Consider the following 18747-nt stretch of genomic DNA (forward strand, 5'->3'; position numbering starts at 1 on the left):
ATGTAAAACGTTTAATCGTTTCTAGTAACTTTGTTTATTCTTTAGAAAGATAGTATTTTTTAACTATTTATCTGATTGCATTTTAGCTGCAAACAAGATGGATTTTCAATCATTTGATCGCTAAATAATTAAATGGGTCTTTTGAACTAAATTCAATCACCTGACAGAAATCTCTAGCCAATCTCAAAATTTGCAAATCCTCAATTCTATCTATTTTATCATCAGAACAGCAAACTCCTGTCTAAAAACAATAAACTTTTAAAATTGAGTTTCTAATTTAATATAGTCTAAGAATTCTCTCTTCGTTTGAGGGTCTTTGAATTTTCCACCAAATTCAGAAGTTACAGTGCTGCTTTCGATATCTTTAATTCCGCGTGAATTTACGCAAAGGTGTTTAGCATCAATAACACACGCAACATCTTCTGTTCCTAAAGCTTTTTGAAGTTCCTGTACAATCTGCATTGTTAAACGCTCTTGAACCTGAGGTCTTTTAGCATAATATTCAACAATACGGTTCATTTTAGATAAACCAATAACTCTTCCGCTTGAGATGTAAGCAACATGAGCACGTCCGATAATTGGAAGTAAATGGTGTTCGCAGGTAGAATAAACGGTAATGTTTTTTTCTACTAACATTTCACCGTATTTGTAATTATTGTCAAAAGTAGAAGCTTTTGGCTGTTTTGCAGGATTAAGACCTCCAAAAATCTCCTTAACAAACATCTTTGCAACTCGATTTGGAGTTCCTTTAATGCTGTCGTCTGTCAAATCCATTCCAAGAGTTTGTAGAATGTTTTCGACATCTTTTTTTATTTTTTCTATTTTTTCATCATCAGTTAAGTCAAAAGCGTCTTCTCTTAAAGGGTTTTTGGCGTTACTGCTGAAATGACTGTCACCTATTTCGTCTAAAAAATCTTCGTTATTTATCATTAAAAACTACTATTATAATGGGTATATCTTTTTAAGGCGGTAAAGATAATTAATAAATAGGAAACCTTTTCTATCGTTTTTACGATTTAATTGTTCCTTTTTGCATATAATTTAAATTAGAGTTCCAAGATCTTGACTTTAAAACACAAAAGACAATAACGAAAGGGTTATTGTCTTTTTGAAATTTGTTTTTAAAAACTTGATTATCTGTTGTTATAAACCAATAAAGCTTCTTTTAAAATATTTACGGCAGTAATTAAATCCTGTTTATTCAATACATAAGCAATTCTTACCTGATTTAATCCCATGCCAGGAGTTGAATAAAAACCTTTGGCAGGAGCAATCATTACAGTTTCGCCGTTTAAATTATAGCTTTCTAAAAGCCATTGTGCAAAATCGTCAGAATCTTTTATTGGAAGCTCGGCAATACAATAAAAAGCACCTTTAGGTTTTGTTACAATAACTCCGTCGATTTTGTTTAATTCGGCAATTAAAGTGTCGCGGCGTTCTTTGTATTCTGCAATTACTTCATCAAAATAACTTTGCGGGGTATCAATCGCAGCTTCGCAGGCAATCTGTTCAATTGTTGGCGGACTCAAACGTGCTTGCGCAAATTTCATTACGGTTGCTAAAACGTCTTTGTTTTTAGTAACCAGACAACCAATTCTTGCCCCGCACATACTGTAACGTTTAGAAACAGAATCGACCATAATTACATTTTGCTGTACATCTTCAAGATTCATTACCGAAAAATGTGAATCATTTCCATCGTACAAAAATTCACGATAAACTTCATCAGCAATTAAATAGAGGTCGTGTTTTTTGATCAAACCGGCCAATTGTCTAATTTCTTCCTCAGAGTATAAGTATCCAGTCGGATTTCCTGGGTTACAAATCAGAATGGCTTTTGTTTTTGGTGTTATTAATTTTTCAACTTCGTCTATACTTGGCAGTGCAAAAGCTGTTTCAATAGTAGAAACAAGTGGTATTACAGTTGCGCTTGTTGATGATGCAAATGCGTGATAATTAGCATAAAAAGGCTCTGGAATGATGATTTCATCTCCAGGGTCTGTAATTGTGGCCAGCGCAAATAGTAAGGCTTCAGAACCACCAGTAGTAACAATGATGTCTTCTGTATTAACGTTTACATTTTGGCGCTGGTAAAAATGAGCTAATTTTTTTCTATAGCTTTCATATCCGGCAGACGGACTGTATTCTATAAGAGTTAAATCAATATTTTTTACCGCCTCGATGGCCACTTCCGGTGTCTTGATATCCGGTTGGCCAATGTTTAAGTGATACACCTTGTGTCCTTTTTTCTTTGCTAAATCTGCAAAAGGAGCAAGCTTGCGTATCGGAGATTCGGGCATGTTTCTTCCCTTGTGTGAAATTGTAGGCATGAGTATAAATTATTGAAGTGCAAATTTGCATTTTTTTTTCGAATTTAACGTAAACAATACGAGTACTTGGAGAAATGTAACAATTATAGATATATTTAGTAATTTTATAATAAAAAATTGTCAATGAAAAAATATACGATATTGTTTTTTGGGTTATTCTTACCTTTTTTGCTTTTCAGCCAAGGCGGTTTTTTTTTACAAAACAATTCTTCTAAGGCTGTAATACCTTTTAAGTTAATTAATAATCTTGTATTTATTCCGATAAAAGTAAACGGAATCGAACTTAACTTTCTACTAGATTCAGGAGTTGAAGAAACTATTTTGTTTAGTATGGAAGACAAGCAGGAAGTTAGTTTTAATAATATTGAAAAAATTAAACTTCGTGGACTGGGAAGCGAAGACGAGATTGAAGGACTAAAATCTACTAAAAATATATTGGAAACTCATGGTTTAAAGTCCAGTGATCATATGGTATTTATTATTTTGGATCAAAGTTTTAATTTGTCTTCTCATATAGGAATTCCTGTAAATGGAATTATCGGTCATAAATTCTTTAGAAACAATTTTGTTGAAATTAATTATCAGAAAAAGAAAATTATAGTTCACGCAAGATCTGATAAGTTTCAGGAGAAATTAAACAACAAATATAAAATGATCCCTATAACTATAGAAAGATCAAAACCTTATTTGGTAACCACTGCCACGGTTAATAATGTTGAAATTCCGGCCAAACTTTTAATAGATGTTGGAAATAGTGACGCCTTTTGGATATTCGAAAATAACAGTATTAAGCTTCCATCTAAAAATTTTCCTGATTTTCTTGGAAAGGGATTTAGCGGCGATATCGAAGGCCACCGGGCTAAAATAGACAAGTTTGCTATTGACGAGTTTGAATTTAAAAAGCCTATTGTTTCTTTTCCAGATTCAATATCTATTCGTAACGTGAAGATGGTTCCAGGACGTATTGGTTCGATTGGAGGTGAAATTCTTAAAAGATTTAATGTAGTTTTTGACTATACAGATAAAAAAATGTATTTGAAGAAAAACGCTAAATACTCAGAACCTTTCACCTATAATAAAAGTGGAATTACGGTTCAGCATCACGGACTACAGTGGGTGCAGGAAACTGTGCGTTTAGAAATGGTACGTGTTTCTACTACGGTTGAAGATTTGCAGGATAAGAATAAAAACAATAACGATTTCAGATACAAATTTGCCCTTAAACCTATTTACGAAATTGTGAATGTCCGTAAAAATTCTGCAGCAGAAAAAAGCGGATTGATGAAAGGTGATATAATTGTAAGTATCAACAGAACTCAGCCGTACAGATATACACTGCAGCAGATTAATAATCTTTTAAAATCTGAAGAGGATGTTTGGATAACCCTTGAAGTAGAGCGAAATAGCGTTGTACTAAAATTTAGGTTTAAACTTGAAGATGAGCTCTAAAAATAAATATTAAATTTTTTTAAGTAACTAAAATAAGAGGATGCCAATTATTTGTAAATAATTTTTGAATATTTTCGAAAAACGTTTTCAAAAAGTAGTTTTTTACTTAGATATTTTACTATGTTTAACAAAAATTTAATCTATGGTCAAAAACTACATTAATTTCTTACAATTTTTATTTGTTTTTATTTTCTTGCTGGTTTTTCCAACAATAACCTCTGCACAATGTGCAGGTTCTGATGCGCAATTAGATTTGTGTACTACTATTTCAGATCCTGCAAATCAGCGCATTTCTTTGTTTTCCTTATTAGGAAATTCTCCAGTTCCGGGAGGGACATGGACAGCTAATACAAACCCACGTGGACTAGATGCGGTCAATGGAGTTTTAAATGCACACCTTATAAGTCAAGGAGGTACTTATGTTTATACCTATACGGCTCCAAGTACGGCAGGTTGTGTAAATAATACTGCAAGAGTAACCATAAGGATAGGTGCATACGCCGGTGTACCAGCTCCCTACGCAACGGTATGCAGCGACGAAAATTTTTTCAATCTTTTTACCGCTTTCAACGGTACTGTTATGGCGCCGCATACGAATGGAGTTTGGACGGATAGCGATGGAAAACCTTTACCAGAATCTTCTATTCCAATTAGAGAGAAAAATGGCGTCTACCAATATACCTACACCGTTCCAGCTGTACTGGCTTGTTCTACTGCTTCGCCTTCTTCAACAGTAATTGTAACAGTAGTGAAGGCACCGAAAGAAGGAAGACCTGACGACTTATTAATTTGTGCCGATACGGAGATCTCACAATATACAGATTTAGATCTACATACCAGACTTACAGACGAAGACAGTGGTGGAGAATGGAGTGGTCCAGGACTTACTTCTACTACCGATCATAATGTGAATTTGGAGGAATTATACAATGCACGCGGCCCAGGAGAATATCAGTATGAATATAAAGTATATGCTTCTCCAAATAATAAAGTTTGTCCCGACAAAACGGCAACAATTAGTATTACGATAGAAAAACGTCTGGATTTTACAGGAGCAAAAATTGATGTCATTAAGGATATTTGCGAACCCGAAATTCCAAGAGCAGTTTATTCTGCAACAATAACACAAGGGGCTCAAGCTATTCCTAACGGACAGTATGAAGTTACTTTTAATGTGTCAGGACCAAATGCAGGAACTCAAAGAATTATTTCAAGTTTTGTAAATGGAGTTCTTAATTTTCCAGTTTCGCCTTCTTATTTTAGAGAAGTTGGAAAATTTACACTTACCATTACCAATATAGTATCAACGGCAAGCAGAAGAGCCTGCGCAAATATTATTGATAATCTATCTGATGTTCTTGAAATACATCCAATTCCACGGTTAGATGGTGCAGTACTGAATTTTGACCCAACATGTCAGAATAAAGATGCCCAAGCTTATTTAACAAATGCAGTTTTATTGCCAGATGGTAATTATAACATTGTATACAATGTTACAGGCGATAATTTTGCGTTAGGGCAGATTCAGAATATAACTGTAGCTGGCGGTGAATCAAATTTTATAATTCCTGGAAACTTAAATCTAAATAGCGGTGCCTCATCTATAGTTATAACTAATATTACCAATACGGTTACAGGCTGTACCAATACAGCAAATGGAAGAGGAAATCTAATTATCAATCCGCTTCCAAATGCAGCTTCAGTTGCTGTTGCAGTAAATGATCGCTGTTTAAATGATCCAGTTTCAGCAGTGGTTTCTGGTTTAGGAAATCTTACAGATGTTACAATAAATTACGTTTTTCTTGGAGATAATGTTGCTTCAGAAACAATTATTCTGAAACCTGTTAATGGAAGAGCAGAATTTCAAATTCCTGCAGCTTTACTTTTAAATACAGGTTCGACAATTATTTCATTGACAAATTTAAAGAACAATATCACAGGCTGTGATGTTAACTTAAATAATGTCTTAGACAGTTTTATTATACATCCAATACCAGTTCCGCCCGCTGTAAATCCGCAGTCTTTTTGTAAAGTTGATGAGGCTTCAGTGGCTAATTTAGTTCCAAACGGGAATCAATATAAATGGTACAATTCGCCAACATCGACGACACCATTGGCTGGTACATTGGTTTTAGAATCTGGCAATTATTATGTAAGAGAAACATCTCCTGCAGGCTGTACTTCAGAAGCGGCCACAGTTGTAGTTACGATAGAAGATTCGCCGGCGCCGGTATTAAATTCAGATGGACAAAATTTCTGCGGATTAAATAATCCAACCATTGCAGATTTATCCAATAATACCAATATTCCTTCTACTGTAGTTTGGTATGATGCTCCCGATAATGGAAATTTATTATCTGGAACAACTCCTCTAATAGAACAAGGAAGATATTATGGATTTAATTTTCCAAGCGCAGATTGCTTCTCTTCAGAATATATTGAAGTCACAGTAACATTAACAGCGTGTGATAATGTACCAAATACCTTTTTTGTTCCCGACGGATTTTCTCCAAATGGTGATGGAACAAACGACTCATTTGTGATAAAAGATATTGAATTTTTATACCCAAATTATACACTTGAAATTTATAATAGATACGGAAACGGAATGTATAAAGGAGACAAGAATAAACCAGCCTGGGATGGAATGAACTATGAAAAGAGCGGTATCGCCGGCGGAGTAGCACCAAACGGAGTTTATTTTTATGTGCTTCATTTTAATAAAGATAATAAACCGCCGCAGCAAGGCCGTCTTTATTTAAATCGATAAATCTCTTTTTATATTTCTAATATAATTTTCAAATGAAAAAAATACTACTCTTAATAAATTTCCTTTTCTATTTATCAGCTTCTGCACAGCAGGATCCAGAATACACACATTATATGTATAATATGAGTGTCGTAAATCCCGCGTACGCAACAGGAGTTCCTGCAATGATGAATTTCGGAGGATTGTACAGAACACAATGGGTCGGTGCAGTTGGAGCCCCAAAAACATTTACATTTTTTGGACACACTGCTATAACAGATAAAATAGAAGCAGGAATCTCGTTCATCTCAGATGATATTGGAGACGGTGCCAAAAAAGAAAATAATGTCTATGCCGATTTTGCGTATGTCTTAAAATTAGGCGGACAAAACAAACTTTCATTAGGTTTAAAAGCTGGATTTTCATCTATGCAAAGCAATTTTAACGGTTTTCGTTTCACAGATCCGCAGACTGATTTTGCTTTTTCAGAGAATATAAATGCAACTAAACCAAATATTGGAGTTGGAGCTTATTATTTTAGAGACAATCTGTATGTTGGATTATCTGTTCCTAATTTGCTCAAATCTAAATATATCGAAGAAAAATCAGGAGTAAATGCTTTTGGTTCAGAAGAAATACATACTTTTTTAACGGCAGGTTATGTTTTTCAGCTTAATGATATGTTGAAATTAAAGCCCGCATTTATGTCCAAATTTGTCAAAGGAGGTCCAATAACTTTAGATGTTACCGCAAATGTTTTGTACAACGAAAAGTTTGAATTTGGAGCTGCTTATAGAATAGATGATTCGGTAAGTGCAATGTTTAATATCAATGTTACACCTACACTTAGAGTTGGTTATGCTTACGATTATACAGTTACAAACTTTGGCCAGTTTAACTCTGGAACGCATGAAATTATGCTGTTATTCGATTTAGATTTACTAGGAAAAGGATTTGATAAATCACCAAGATTCTTTTAAAATGAAAAATATGAAAAAACTACTCGTTATTATATTCGTATTTTCTATACAGTTTATAAAGGCACAAGATCTGGAATTGGCAAGAGCAAAACGATTTTTTGACAAAACGTATTACAGCGAAGCCATTGTTTTATACCAAAAATTAGCAGACGATAAACCTTCGCAAGAAGTAATAAAAAATCTAGCCGATTCTTATTTTTATACCAACGACTTGGTTAAAGCGCAGCGTTATTACCGCCTTTTAATCAATAATTACAGTAATAATTTAGATAGAGCTTATTATTTTAAATACGCGCAGACTTTAAAAGCTACCAATAGTACGGATGATGCCAGTACAGCTTTAAAAGAATATTATTCTAAATCTGCTAATGCAGAAGACGTTATTAATTTCGAAAAAGACCTTAAAACATTAGAAAATGTTACCGCAATAGGAAAACGTTTCGAGATTAAAAACCTGCCCATAAATACTCCAAATTCTGAATTCGGAGCCGTAAAATACAAGGATAATCTGGTTTTTGCAGGAGTTAAATTAAAGCCGGGCTGGTTTGATAAAAAATACAAATGGGACAATGAAACCTATTTGAATTTAGTTACCATTCCATTAGCTAATATAAATGCCTCGGATTCTATAGTGAATTATTTTGCTAAAGAATTAAAAACAGGAATGCACGAATCGAATGCCATTTTTACCAAAGATGGTAAAACAATGTATTTTACCAGAAACAATTCTAAAAACGGAAAGAAAAAGAAAGACGACAAAAAAGTATCCAATCTTCAGATTTTTAAAGCGGAATTAGTGAACGGGAAATGGACCAATATTACATCGCTTCCTTTCAATAGTGCGAACTATTCTTTTGAACATCCCGCTTTAAGTGCAGATGAAAAAATATTGTATTTTGCTTCAGATATGCCGGGTTCTTTTGGTTCGTTTGATATTTATGCTGTAAATATAAATAAAGGAGCATTTGATACGCCAAAGAATTTAGGTCCGTTAGTAAATACAGATAAAAGAGAACAATTTCCTTTCGCATCTGCAGACAATAAACTTTATTTTTCTTCGGATGGACATTTAGGATATGGATCTTTAGACGTTTTTGTATCTGAAATTAACGGAAATGAATATTCAAAACCAGTTAATATCGGATTACCATTAAATTCAAATCTAGATGATTTTGCCTTTAATATCGATTCCAATACTAAAGAAGGTTTTTTTGCATCGAATAGAGAAGGAGGAAAGGGCAGCGACGATATTTATCAATTCAAAGAAATTAAAGATTTAATTGTAGAAGATTGTAAACAATTTATCACAGGTATAATTACAGATGTCGATACAAAATTGGCTTTAGAAAATGCCACGGTAATTTTACAAGATGCGGAGAATAAAACTTTAAACACAATAACAACTGCAGCAGACGGGAAATTCAGTTTTACTGCAGCCTGCGAAGCTTCTTATAAAGTTTCGGCCTTCAAGGAAAAGTATACCAATGAATCTAAATCTTTGACTTTAGGAAAAACTAGAGATGCCGTAAACGACGCATCTTTAGCATTAAGATCTTTAGAAGCGATTAAGCAGGAAGAAAAACTAATTGCAGAAAATAAGAGAAAGCAGGAAATAATTATAGAAGAAGAAAACAAGAAAAAAGCGGAACTTGCTGCAATAGAATTAAAACAAAAAGAGAAAAAAGCGAAAGAAGCTGCGATAGTTGCTGCTGAAGTTAAAAAGCAGGAAAAAGTGAAAGAAATTCTAGCGCAGGAAAAAGATGTTGTAAGAGATAAAGACCGATTAATTATTAAAACCGATCCGATTTATTTTGATTACAACATGTGGTACATCCGTAAAGAATCGAAAGTTGTTTTAGGAAGAGTTGTTGATTTGATGAAAAAATATCCAGGAATGGTAATCGAAATTGGATCACATACCGATTCTCGAGGCAATGCTAAATTCAATGAAGATTTATCTCAAAAAAGAGCCAATTCTACACGAGAGTTTATAATTCAATCTGGAATTGATGCCAAGAGAGTTTCTGCAAAAGGGTACGGAGAATCTGTGCCAATTATCAAATGTAAAACCGACGAATCTTGTTCTGAAGAAGACCACGAGTTAAACCGAAGATCTGAGTTTGTAATTAAGAATTTATAATTTATAAATCCGACAAGTTTTTTAAACCTGTCGGATTTTGATTTTTATAGAAAAATTTGCAAAACACTTTCTGTTGATTTCTTTTTTATTTAATTTTATAAAATAACCTTGAAAAACAAAAACATTAAAATATGAAAAATCTAGTTTTACCGTGTCTTCTTGTAATCTGTATCGGATTCCAAAGTTGTAAAAATGATGAAAAAAACAAAGAAGTTGATGCAGCAAAAGCTGAGGGAGAAAAGATAGTAAGTACTGAATGCTACAAAGCCATATATGAAAAAGATACCTTAGATTTAAAATTGAATACTTTAAAAAATGGTAAATTAACTGGTGATATGGTGATGAAAGTAGCTCCTTCAACGGTAAGAACTGGAGAAGTTGCTGGTGAGTTTCATGGCGACACCTTATTTATAGACTATACATTTAAAGATTCGGCGAGCAAAGACAAAATTTTCAAAAATCCGATGGCTCTTTTAAAACGTGATAATCAGCTGATTTTAGGAAACGGAACAATGCAGACAACAATGGGGGTTACCTACTTAGTAAAAGATAAACCAATTGATTTTGACCGAGTGAAATATAAATTCTATAGTGCAGAATGTACTGAGAAAAAATAATAATTGCTGTTATGCGGAATTATTTGTCAAAGTTCAAAACTTTGACAAAGATTTGATAATGCTGCATTTTAGTCAATTTACATAATGAACCCGACAGCTTTTTAAAACTGTCGGGTTTAGTTAAAAAAAAGCCGTTCCTTATTTAAGAAACGGCTTTTACTATTTATTAAAGTTATTTTTTATAAAACTTCACCTTTAATTTTAAGGGCGACTCTTCCGTCAGGATAATTAACTGCATTTGTTTCAACAGTAATTGTTTTACGAATTGGTCCAGAAGCCATATTGTATTTTACATCGATTTTACCTTTTTTACCCGGCATAATTGCTGCTACGGGTTTAGTAACGATAATAGAACTAACAGTCGATTCTGCACCTGTAATTAATAAAGGAGCGTCTCCCGTGTTAGTAAATTCAAAAGAACGAAGCCCATTATCACTTTTAGAAATTTTTCCATAATCAATTGTATTGTCTGGGGCTGCAAATTCAATTTTTGGGCCGTTTTGTGCATAACTTATTGCGCTAAACAATAAAACTGCAATAAAAGAGGCTGCATTTTTCATATGAAATCAGTTTTTAATTGTAAGTAAATATACATTCTTTTAATTAACACACAAATTATTATTTCTCTTTTTATAGTGTACTTAATTATTTACTTTTGCTGTCAGTTATAAATACAAAAATTGAACCAATTTTGGTGTTTAATTGTTTCCTTTTTAATTCGATTAATAGAATAAGGACTAATAAAATGGTCGGAAGACCAATTAACAATTAAACAGTTAACCAAAAACGATTAAACAGTTAAACGAATAAACAACCTAATAAATGACAATTCCAGCACAATTTGACGCTAAGACGATTGAGAATAAATGGTATGATTACTGGATGAAAAATAATTATTTTCATTCAGAACCAGATCACAGAACGCCGTACACTATTGTAATTCCGCCGCCAAACGTCACTGGAGTCCTTCACATGGGACATATGTTGAATAATACGATTCAGGATGTATTAATTCGTCGTGCACGTTTAAAAGGTTTCAATGCCTGCTGGGTTCCAGGAACAGATCACGCATCTATTGCTACCGAAGCAAAAGTGGTAGCAAAACTAAAAGCAGAGGGAATCAATAAAAACGATTTAACCCGCGAAGAATTCCTAAAACACGCATGGGAATGGACAGATAAATATGGCGGAACAATCTTAGAGCAGCTTAAAAAACTGGGAGCTTCATGTGATTGGGAACGTACCAAATTTACGATGGATCCAGATATGTCTGCATCTGTAATTAAATCGTTTGTAGACTTATACAACAAAGGATTAATTTACAGAGGATACCGTATGGTGAACTGGGATCCAGAAGCTAAAACAACTTTGTCTGACGAAGAAGTAATTTATGAAGAACAACAAGGAAAATTATTTTTCTTAAAATATAAAATTGAAGGTTCAGAAGATTTCTTGACGATTGCGACAACACGTCCTGAGACTATCTTCGGAGATACTGCAATCTGCATCAACCCAAATGATGAGCGTTTTACACATTTAAAAGGTAAAAAAGCAATTGTTCCAATCTGCGGAAGAGTAATCCCGATTATCGAAGATGAATATGTAGATGTAGAATTCGGGACAGGATGTTTGAAAGTAACGCCTGCTCACGATATGAACGATAAAACGTTAGGGGAAAAACACAATCTAGAAATCGTTGATATTTTTAATGAAGATGCAACTTTAAACAGCTTCGGATTACATTATCAAGGAAAAGACCGTTTTGTAGTTCGTACTGAAATTGCAAAAGAATTAGAAGAAATTGGAGCTTTGGCGAAGACCGAAATCCATTTGAATAAAGTAGGAACATCAGAAAGAACCAAAGCTGTAATCGAACCAAGATTATCAGACCAATGGTTTTTGAAAATGGAAGATTTAGTAAAACCAGCAATTAAGTCGGTTTTAGAAACAGGAGATATTAAATTACATCCAAAACGTTTCGAAAATACTTATGCGCATTGGTTAAACAACATTCGCGATTGGAATATATCTCGTCAATTATGGTGGGGTCAACAAATCCCAGCTTATTACTACGGAGACGGAAAAGAAGATTTCGTAGTAGCTGAAAACATTGAAGACGCGCTAAAATTAGCACAAGAAAAAACTAACAATTCACAATTAACCATTAACAATTTAACACAGGATGTTGATGCATTAGATACTTGGTTTTCATCTTGGTTATGGCCAATGTCTGTTTTTGGAGGAATCATGGATCCAGAAAGTCCAGATTTTAAATACTATTATCCAACAAATGACTTGGTTACAGGTCCGGATATTTTATTTTTCTGGGTTGCGAGAATGATTATTGCAGGCTACGAATATGCAGGCGAAAAACCATTTACAAACGTATATTTAACAGGTTTAGTTCGTGATAAACAACGTCGTAAAATGTCTAAATCATTAGGAAATTCTCCTGATCCTTTAGACTTGATCGATAAATTTAGTGCAGACGGAGTTCGTGTAGGATTGCTTTTAAGCGCTTCTGCAGGAAACGACATTATGTTTGATGAAGAATTATGTAATCAAGGAAAAGCGTTCTCAAACAAAATCTGGAATGCATTTAAATTGATTAAAGGATGGGAAGTTTCAGATACTATCGCACAGCCAGAATCATCAAAAGTGGCTATTGAATGGTACGAAGCGAAATTGCAGCAGACTTTAGTTGACATTGAAGATAATTTCGAGAAATACAGAATTTCAGATTCTCTTATGGCCATTTATAAATTGGTTTGGGATGATTTCTGTTCTTGGTTTCTAGAAATGATTAAACCTGCATACCAACAGCCAATTGACAGCGTAACTTTCGCGAAAGCGATCGAAATGTTAGAAAGCAACCTGAAGTTATTGCATCCATTCATGCCTTTCTTGACTGAGGAAATCTGGCAGTTAATTGCTGAAAGAACTTCAGAAGAAGCTTTAATCGTTTCAACTTGGCCAGAATTAAAACCATTTGATGCAAAATTAATTGCTGATTTTGAAAACTCAATTGAAGTAATTTCTGGAATTAGAACGATCCGTAAGGACAAAAATATTCCGTTTAAAGATGCTATCGAATTAAAAGGAATCAACAGTGAAAATGTTTCTACTTATTTTGATTCAATCATAACGAAATTAGGAAACGTTTCTGCTTTCGAATATGTTTCTGAAAAAGTAGACGGTGCATTGTCTTTCCGTGTAAAATCAAATGAATATTTCATTCCGATTACAGGAAACATCGATGTTGAAGCAGAAATTAAAAAGCTGACAGAAGAATTAAACTATACCAAAGGATTCTTGAAATCTGTTGAAGCAAAACTTTCAAACGAGAAATTCGTAAACGGAGCTCCAGAAAAAGTTTTAAATATAGAAAAACAAAAACAAGCAGATGCTTTAGCAAAAATTGCTACAATTGAGCAGAGTTTAGCTGGTTTGAAGTAAGAATCAATTATTCTATTAATTTATAAATTAAACCCGACAGGTTTTTGAAACCTGTCGGGTTTGTTGTTTTTAACCACAATTTTGTCATTCCGAGGAACGAGGAATCACACTAGAAATTCCGCAAAGAGAATCTTCAACCTTTGTTTATTGGCGATTGTAATTTCTTGTTCCTAGAAATGATAAAATTATTTTTTATTCTTCTTTCTCAAAACCAAAAATAAAGGATAAGAAACTGCTGTAATTCCAACAATGATTATAAAACTCTTAGGATCGCTGTAAATAAAACCTGCCAATAAAGCGATAGAAGCAATAATGGCTATTATTGTGGACCACGGATACCAATAAGAACGATATGGTCTTGGTAAATTGGGTTCTGATGTTCTTAGTTTTAAAAGAGAAAAGTAGGCGAGTCCCCAAACTATAATTGAGATAAAAGCGGCAAATGAAAATAATACTTCAAAAGAACCAATGCAGATCAAAAATAAACTAACAAAAGATGAGACCAAAAGCGCAACAATTGGTGTTCCTCCTTTATTGATTTGTGTTCCTTTTTCGATAAAAAATCCATCACGGCTTAATCCGTAGAGAATTCGGGGCGGAATCATCATAAAAGCATTCAAAATACTAATTAACGAAAATATAGAAATTACCGTTACGATTACTGCGCCATTTTCTCCAAAAAGAATTTTCGCCACATCGGCTGCTGCGAGATTTGATTTAGCTAAAGTTTCGACTGGCAGTACGTGAAAAAATGCAGCATTTACCAAAACGTAAATTGACATAACAAGTAAAACACCGCTGTATAATGATTTTGGAATATTTTTACTCGGATCATCATTTTCTTCGGCAAAAAAGCAAACGCTGTTCCAGCCATTATAAGTTCCAATAATAAGTTGTAATGATTTAAAAAATCCAAATAGTAATCCGATTTGAAAGAAGCTGTTGTCTGTTTGAATCGCTGGCACTTCGACACCAGAATACATAAAACAAGCTACAACTAAAGCCACAAAACAAATCACTTTTAAAAGACTTGTAATCTGCTGAATGACACTTCCGTTTTTGACACCGCTTAAATGAATTAATACAAAGGCAGTTAATAGTGAAATGGCTATTACTGTTGAATAACTGGCCAGTGCTGGAAATAAAATAATAAGATATTCACTGATTACTATGCAGTAAAAGGCAGGCGGAATAACATTTGTAATGTAATCAAACCAGCCGGATAGAAAACCAGCATATTCTCCAAAAGCTCTTTTAATATAATTGTAAGATCCTCCTGCTTTTGGTAGCATCGTCGCCAGTTCTGCATATGAATTCGCTCCAAGCAAAACATAAAAGCCTCCAAAAAGCCATGAAGCAATAATCAGCCAATAGTTATTAAGCATTTCTGCAATTGTTCCTGGTGTTCTCAAAATTCCAACGCCGATTGTTCCTCCAATTAATACGGCAATGTTAAAACTAAGGCCTAAACTTTTCTTTAATTGGTTTTTTGTGGAATCTGACATTGCTAAAATTCGTTTTTATTTATTTTGAATGTAAAAGTAAGTAAAAAATAGAGCTTTCACAGCACAAAAAAACCTCGCTGTAAAGCAAGGTTTCCTGAATTGAAATTAAATCTAAGAATGAATTTTATAGAATTATTTTACTGCAATTTGGTACGTGGCCATTTTCCAGATTTCATCGTATTTTTTTCCGTTATGGTCTCCAGAAGCTTTTTCAGTGTGAGCATATTCTACCATATAGTTCCCAGACCAGATTGGTGTAAAAGAGAATTCTCCTTTATCATTTGTCCATAATTCTTTTTCCCAGCCATTAGGAGCAATTACTTTAATTTTTGCTTCCTTAGCGATAACGCCTTCTAAAGATGCAACACCAGTAATTTTTGTGTCTTTTTTTGCAGTGGCTGAGCTTTCTGAGAATACAGCAATTTTGTTAGTGTTTGAAGCAATAGTGTTACCCGCAGTTTTAGTTCCGACAACTACAGTCGCGCTTGAGTTGTAATCTAAAACCGTAGTTCCGTAAACGTCTTTTACTTTATGGTGCATTACGATAGTATAAACTCCGTCTTCGTCTGGTGTAAAGAAAGCTTGGTATTTATTGTCTAAAGCTTTTGAAGTAAGTTTTGTTTCTTTATTTGAAGGTGAAATTACAACCAAAGTGAAATCCTTTAAATCAGAAAACCATTTATCGGCTTTTGTAATATCGTTATCAGAAAACTCTCCAAAGTAAACTGAGATTTCCTGAGCTTTTCCTTTTGTTCCGGTCGCTTTTGTTTCGATCCACAAAGCGTGTGCAAAAATTTGAGGTGCAGCAAATAACATTAGGAATAAAAAGCTTAATGTTTTTAAAGTATTTGATTTCATAAGATCAAGTTTAAAATTAGTAAAATGATATTTTTTACAAACATAGCTCTTATTTAGAATAATTAAAAATAAAAATACAAAAAAAAGCCTCGAAACCACTTATTTTTTGTGGACATCGAGACTTTTTTGAAATTTAAAAGCGATCTAGAATTTATAAGCAAAACTCGCTGCAACATTTCTAGGTTTTTGCGGATTTACGGTAGACCATCCTCCGTTGAAATAATCTTTGTTAGTAATGTTATTTACATTTAAACTTACGCGGAATTTAGTAGAGTTGTAAAATACAGAACCATTGATAACAGTATATTCTGGAAGAATAAATTTTCCAGTAACACTGCTGTCTAAAATTGCATTGTCGCTGGCATAATTTCCTCCAAAACCAAGACCAAAATTCTCTAACGTTCCTTCATCAAATTTATATGTTGCCCAAAGATTGACTAAGTTTTTTGGACCAGCCCAAAAAGGTCTTTTTCCTTGATCCAGCCAAACGTTATTTTCATCTCCTTTTGTAATTTTACTTTCGTTATAACTATATCCAGCTATAATACTTAAACCTTTAACTGGCGAAGCATTCAAATCAAATTCAAAACCTTTACTGTTTGCTTCACCGCCTTGTGAGCTGTACATTGGGTTGCTTGTAACCAAATTAGCTACATTAATATCGTAATAGCTCAAAGTAGCTGTTAGTTTATCTGAAAATAAATCGGCTTTAATTCCTGCTTCCAGCTGATCGGCGTGCTCAGGTTCAAAGGTTTGCGAACCAATAAAATTTCCATCAGTGTCATATATTGCTGTTGGTGCAATATTTCTAAATCCATTCATGTAATTGGCAAATACAGACAGTTGATCTTTAATGGGCTGATAAACCAGTCCAAATTTTGGCGATAATGCTGTTTGTGTATAATTATCGGTATCAACTTTAATATTTCCTTCTGTGTCAAAATAATCTATTCTTAAACTGGCCATTGCTAATAAAGTTGGCGTAATGTTCAGTACGTCTGAGACGTAAGCACTATAAGTTGCATCTTTAGAATTGTAATTTGGACCAGCTTCTCCTGCCAATAATTGATCTACAGAAGTTTGAGTTAAGTTATAAGGATTTTGATCATCCAATTGTCGTACTTCGCCTTGAGCGGTAACATTGTACAATTTGCCATAACCAGAACCTCCAAACATCAGATTACGATCGAAATAGTCCAAACCAACAACCAGACGATTTCTCATATTTCCGATTTTGAAATCTCCAATAAAGTTCTGTTGAATATCGGTTGTTGCAGTTTGAGAATTTTCTTTTGTAATCCATAAAGCAAAATCGCGGTTTCCATCTTCGTTGTCATAAATATAAGAGTAGTATCCTTTTGATTTAGAAGAAGTTCTAGATAAAACTGTTTGCGAGGTCCATTGTTCAGAGATTTTATAAGTCATTTGTCCCTGTAAATTAAATCTCGGATTTTTCATCGGAAGATCATTGCTGTAGAAAGACAAATCGGTATTGTAATTTAAATCGGCTAAGTCGGTAAATTGCAAAGGCGCATCTCTTCCTAAAAACAACATAGAAGGCGTTGTTTTTTCTTCAGCCATAAATTCGGTATTAATCAAGAAAGATAATTTGTCGTTTACTTTATAAGAAAGGGAAGGAGCGACAAAAATAGAAGTTCTGAATCCTGCGTCTTGAAAACTATTTTCGGTTTGATATGCTGCATTAATTCTGAAAAGAACATCATTATTATCGTCCAATGGCGTGTTGACGTCTGCGGTAACTCTGTTTAAACCAAAACTTCCGGCAAGATAAGAAACCTCACCACCAAAACCACTGTAAGGTTTTTTAGTAACCGTATTGATAAGCCCGCCATAACTAACTAAACTGCTGCCGAATAAAGTTCCAGATGGTCCTTTAATAACTTCGATACGTTCAATATTGGCAGGATCTAATGTTCCGCTTGTTATGCCTGGTAAACCGTTAACAATATTAGCCTGAACTTCAAAACCACGTAAGGAATAATAAGAACCTCCATCACCGCCGCGACCTGTAGATTCCCATAATTTCTGAATGCCAGGAACATTTTTTAACGCATCTTCGTAATTCGTAATCGCTTGTTCTTTCATCAATTCAGACGAAACGATATTGTAAACCTGCGGATTTTCAACATTTTTAAGAGGCATTTTCGAAACATAAGTACTTTGTTTCGGGAAAGCTTTTCCTCTATTATTAGTAATAATGACTTCTTGTAATTGTTTGTTAGAAACCGTCAATTGTAAATTAAGAGAAGTAGTTTCATTTGCAGTAACAATTACTTCCTGTTCTAATGTTTCATATCCAGGTAAAGAAACTTGAACAGTATAATTGTTGGGTTTTACTCGGTTAAACTCAAATGCACCATCCTCGTTACTAATTGTGCCGTATTTTGAATTTTTAAGGATAAGGTTAACTCCAACAGCAAGTTCTCCGTCAGATGTGGTTATAACTCCTTTAATTTTTCCTGCGTTTTGCTGTGCAAATATACTACAGCTCATGAAGAGCAGCAGACAGATTTTGGTAAGGATCTGCTTAATGCCGGTTTTCGAATAATTCATGGTAATTTCTTTTTTTTGGATTAAATGGTTTTCGTTATTTAGAATAATTAAAAACAAGGCAAATGTAGAAATTATAATTATTTTAACAA

12 protein-coding genes are annotated in these 18747 nt (G+C 33.8%); 6 read left to right on the forward strand and 6 right to left on the reverse strand.

Annotated features, from left to right (window positions below):
* Positions 1–258: 258 nt before the first annotated feature.
* Positions 259–930 carry a GTP cyclohydrolase I FolE gene (gene folE, locus HYN86_RS10610; protein WP_113678001.1) on the reverse strand — a complete coding sequence of 224 codons (672 nt, stop codon included), beginning with the start codon at positions 928–930 and terminating at the stop codon, positions 259–261.
* 203 nt (positions 931–1133) lie between these two features.
* Entirely contained in the window at positions 1134–2330 is a 1197-nt protein-coding gene (locus tag HYN86_RS10615; protein WP_113678002.1) for a pyridoxal phosphate-dependent aminotransferase, read from the reverse strand.
* A 123-nt stretch (positions 2331–2453) separates the two neighbouring features.
* Here HYN86_RS10615 and HYN86_RS10620 point away from each other — a divergent pair, with 123 nt between their 5' ends.
* The 5 genes from HYN86_RS10620 to HYN86_RS10640 all read left to right on the forward strand — a co-directional run bounded on the left by HYN86_RS10620 (position 2454) and on the right by HYN86_RS10640 (position 10265).
* Positions 2454–3779: a PDZ domain-containing protein gene (locus HYN86_RS10620; RefSeq protein ID WP_113678003.1), complete on the forward strand. Its 1326-nt coding sequence runs from the start codon at positions 2454–2456 to the stop codon at positions 3777–3779.
* A 142-nt stretch (positions 3780–3921) separates the two neighbouring features.
* Positions 3922–6549 (forward strand): gliding motility-associated C-terminal domain-containing protein, encoded by a 2628-nt coding sequence (locus tag HYN86_RS10625; protein ID WP_113678004.1) that lies wholly within the window; start codon positions 3922–3924, stop codon positions 6547–6549.
* A 32-nt stretch (positions 6550–6581) separates the two neighbouring features.
* On the forward strand, positions 6582–7508 hold the full coding sequence (locus HYN86_RS10630; protein ID WP_113678005.1) for a PorP/SprF family type IX secretion system membrane protein: 927 nt from the start codon (positions 6582–6584) through the stop codon (positions 7506–7508).
* A gap of 10 nt (positions 7509–7518) precedes the next feature.
* The gene (locus tag HYN86_RS10635; RefSeq protein ID WP_113679909.1) at positions 7519–9648 is read left to right on the forward strand and encodes an OmpA family protein; all 2130 of its coding nucleotides are present in this window, start codon (positions 7519–7521) and stop codon (positions 9646–9648) included.
* A gap of 131 nt (positions 9649–9779) precedes the next feature.
* Positions 9780–10265: a hypothetical protein gene (locus HYN86_RS10640; RefSeq protein WP_113678006.1), complete on the forward strand. Its 486-nt coding sequence runs from the start codon at positions 9780–9782 to the stop codon at positions 10263–10265.
* Between the two features lie 179 nt (positions 10266–10444).
* Here the strand turns inward: HYN86_RS10640 and HYN86_RS10645 are convergent, their stop codons facing one another.
* Complete coding sequence (locus HYN86_RS10645) at positions 10445–10825, reverse strand: DUF1573 domain-containing protein (RefSeq protein WP_113678007.1); 381 nt, start codon at positions 10823–10825, stop codon at positions 10445–10447.
* Positions 10826–11087: 262 nt separating this feature from the next.
* On the opposite strand from HYN86_RS10645, the gene HYN86_RS10650 reads away from it, so the two are divergent.
* Positions 11088–13721 carry a valine--tRNA ligase gene (locus HYN86_RS10650; RefSeq protein WP_113678008.1) on the forward strand — a complete coding sequence of 878 codons (2634 nt, stop codon included), beginning with the start codon at positions 11088–11090 and terminating at the stop codon, positions 13719–13721.
* Positions 13722–13906: 185 nt separating this feature from the next.
* Here HYN86_RS10650 and HYN86_RS10655 read toward each other — a convergent pair whose 3' ends face one another.
* The 3 genes from HYN86_RS10655 to HYN86_RS10665 form a co-directional block, all read right to left on the reverse strand.
* On the reverse strand, positions 13907–15226 hold the full coding sequence (locus HYN86_RS10655) for an APC family permease (RefSeq protein WP_113678009.1): 1320 nt from the start codon (positions 15224–15226) through the stop codon (positions 13907–13909).
* A 132-nt stretch (positions 15227–15358) separates the two neighbouring features.
* Entirely contained in the window at positions 15359–16084 is a 726-nt protein-coding gene (locus HYN86_RS10660; protein ID WP_113678010.1) for a hypothetical protein, read from the reverse strand.
* Between the two features lie 144 nt (positions 16085–16228).
* A complete protein-coding gene (locus tag HYN86_RS10665) occupies positions 16229–18658 on the reverse strand; it encodes a TonB-dependent receptor (RefSeq protein WP_113679910.1) in 2430 nt (809 codons plus the stop codon).
* Between the last annotated feature and the right edge of the window lie 89 nt (positions 18659–18747).

The sequence above is a fragment of the Flavobacterium fluviale genome, from assembly GCF_003312915.1.
GTDB classification, from domain to species: Bacteria; Bacteroidota; Bacteroidia; order Flavobacteriales; family Flavobacteriaceae; genus Flavobacterium; species Flavobacterium fluviale.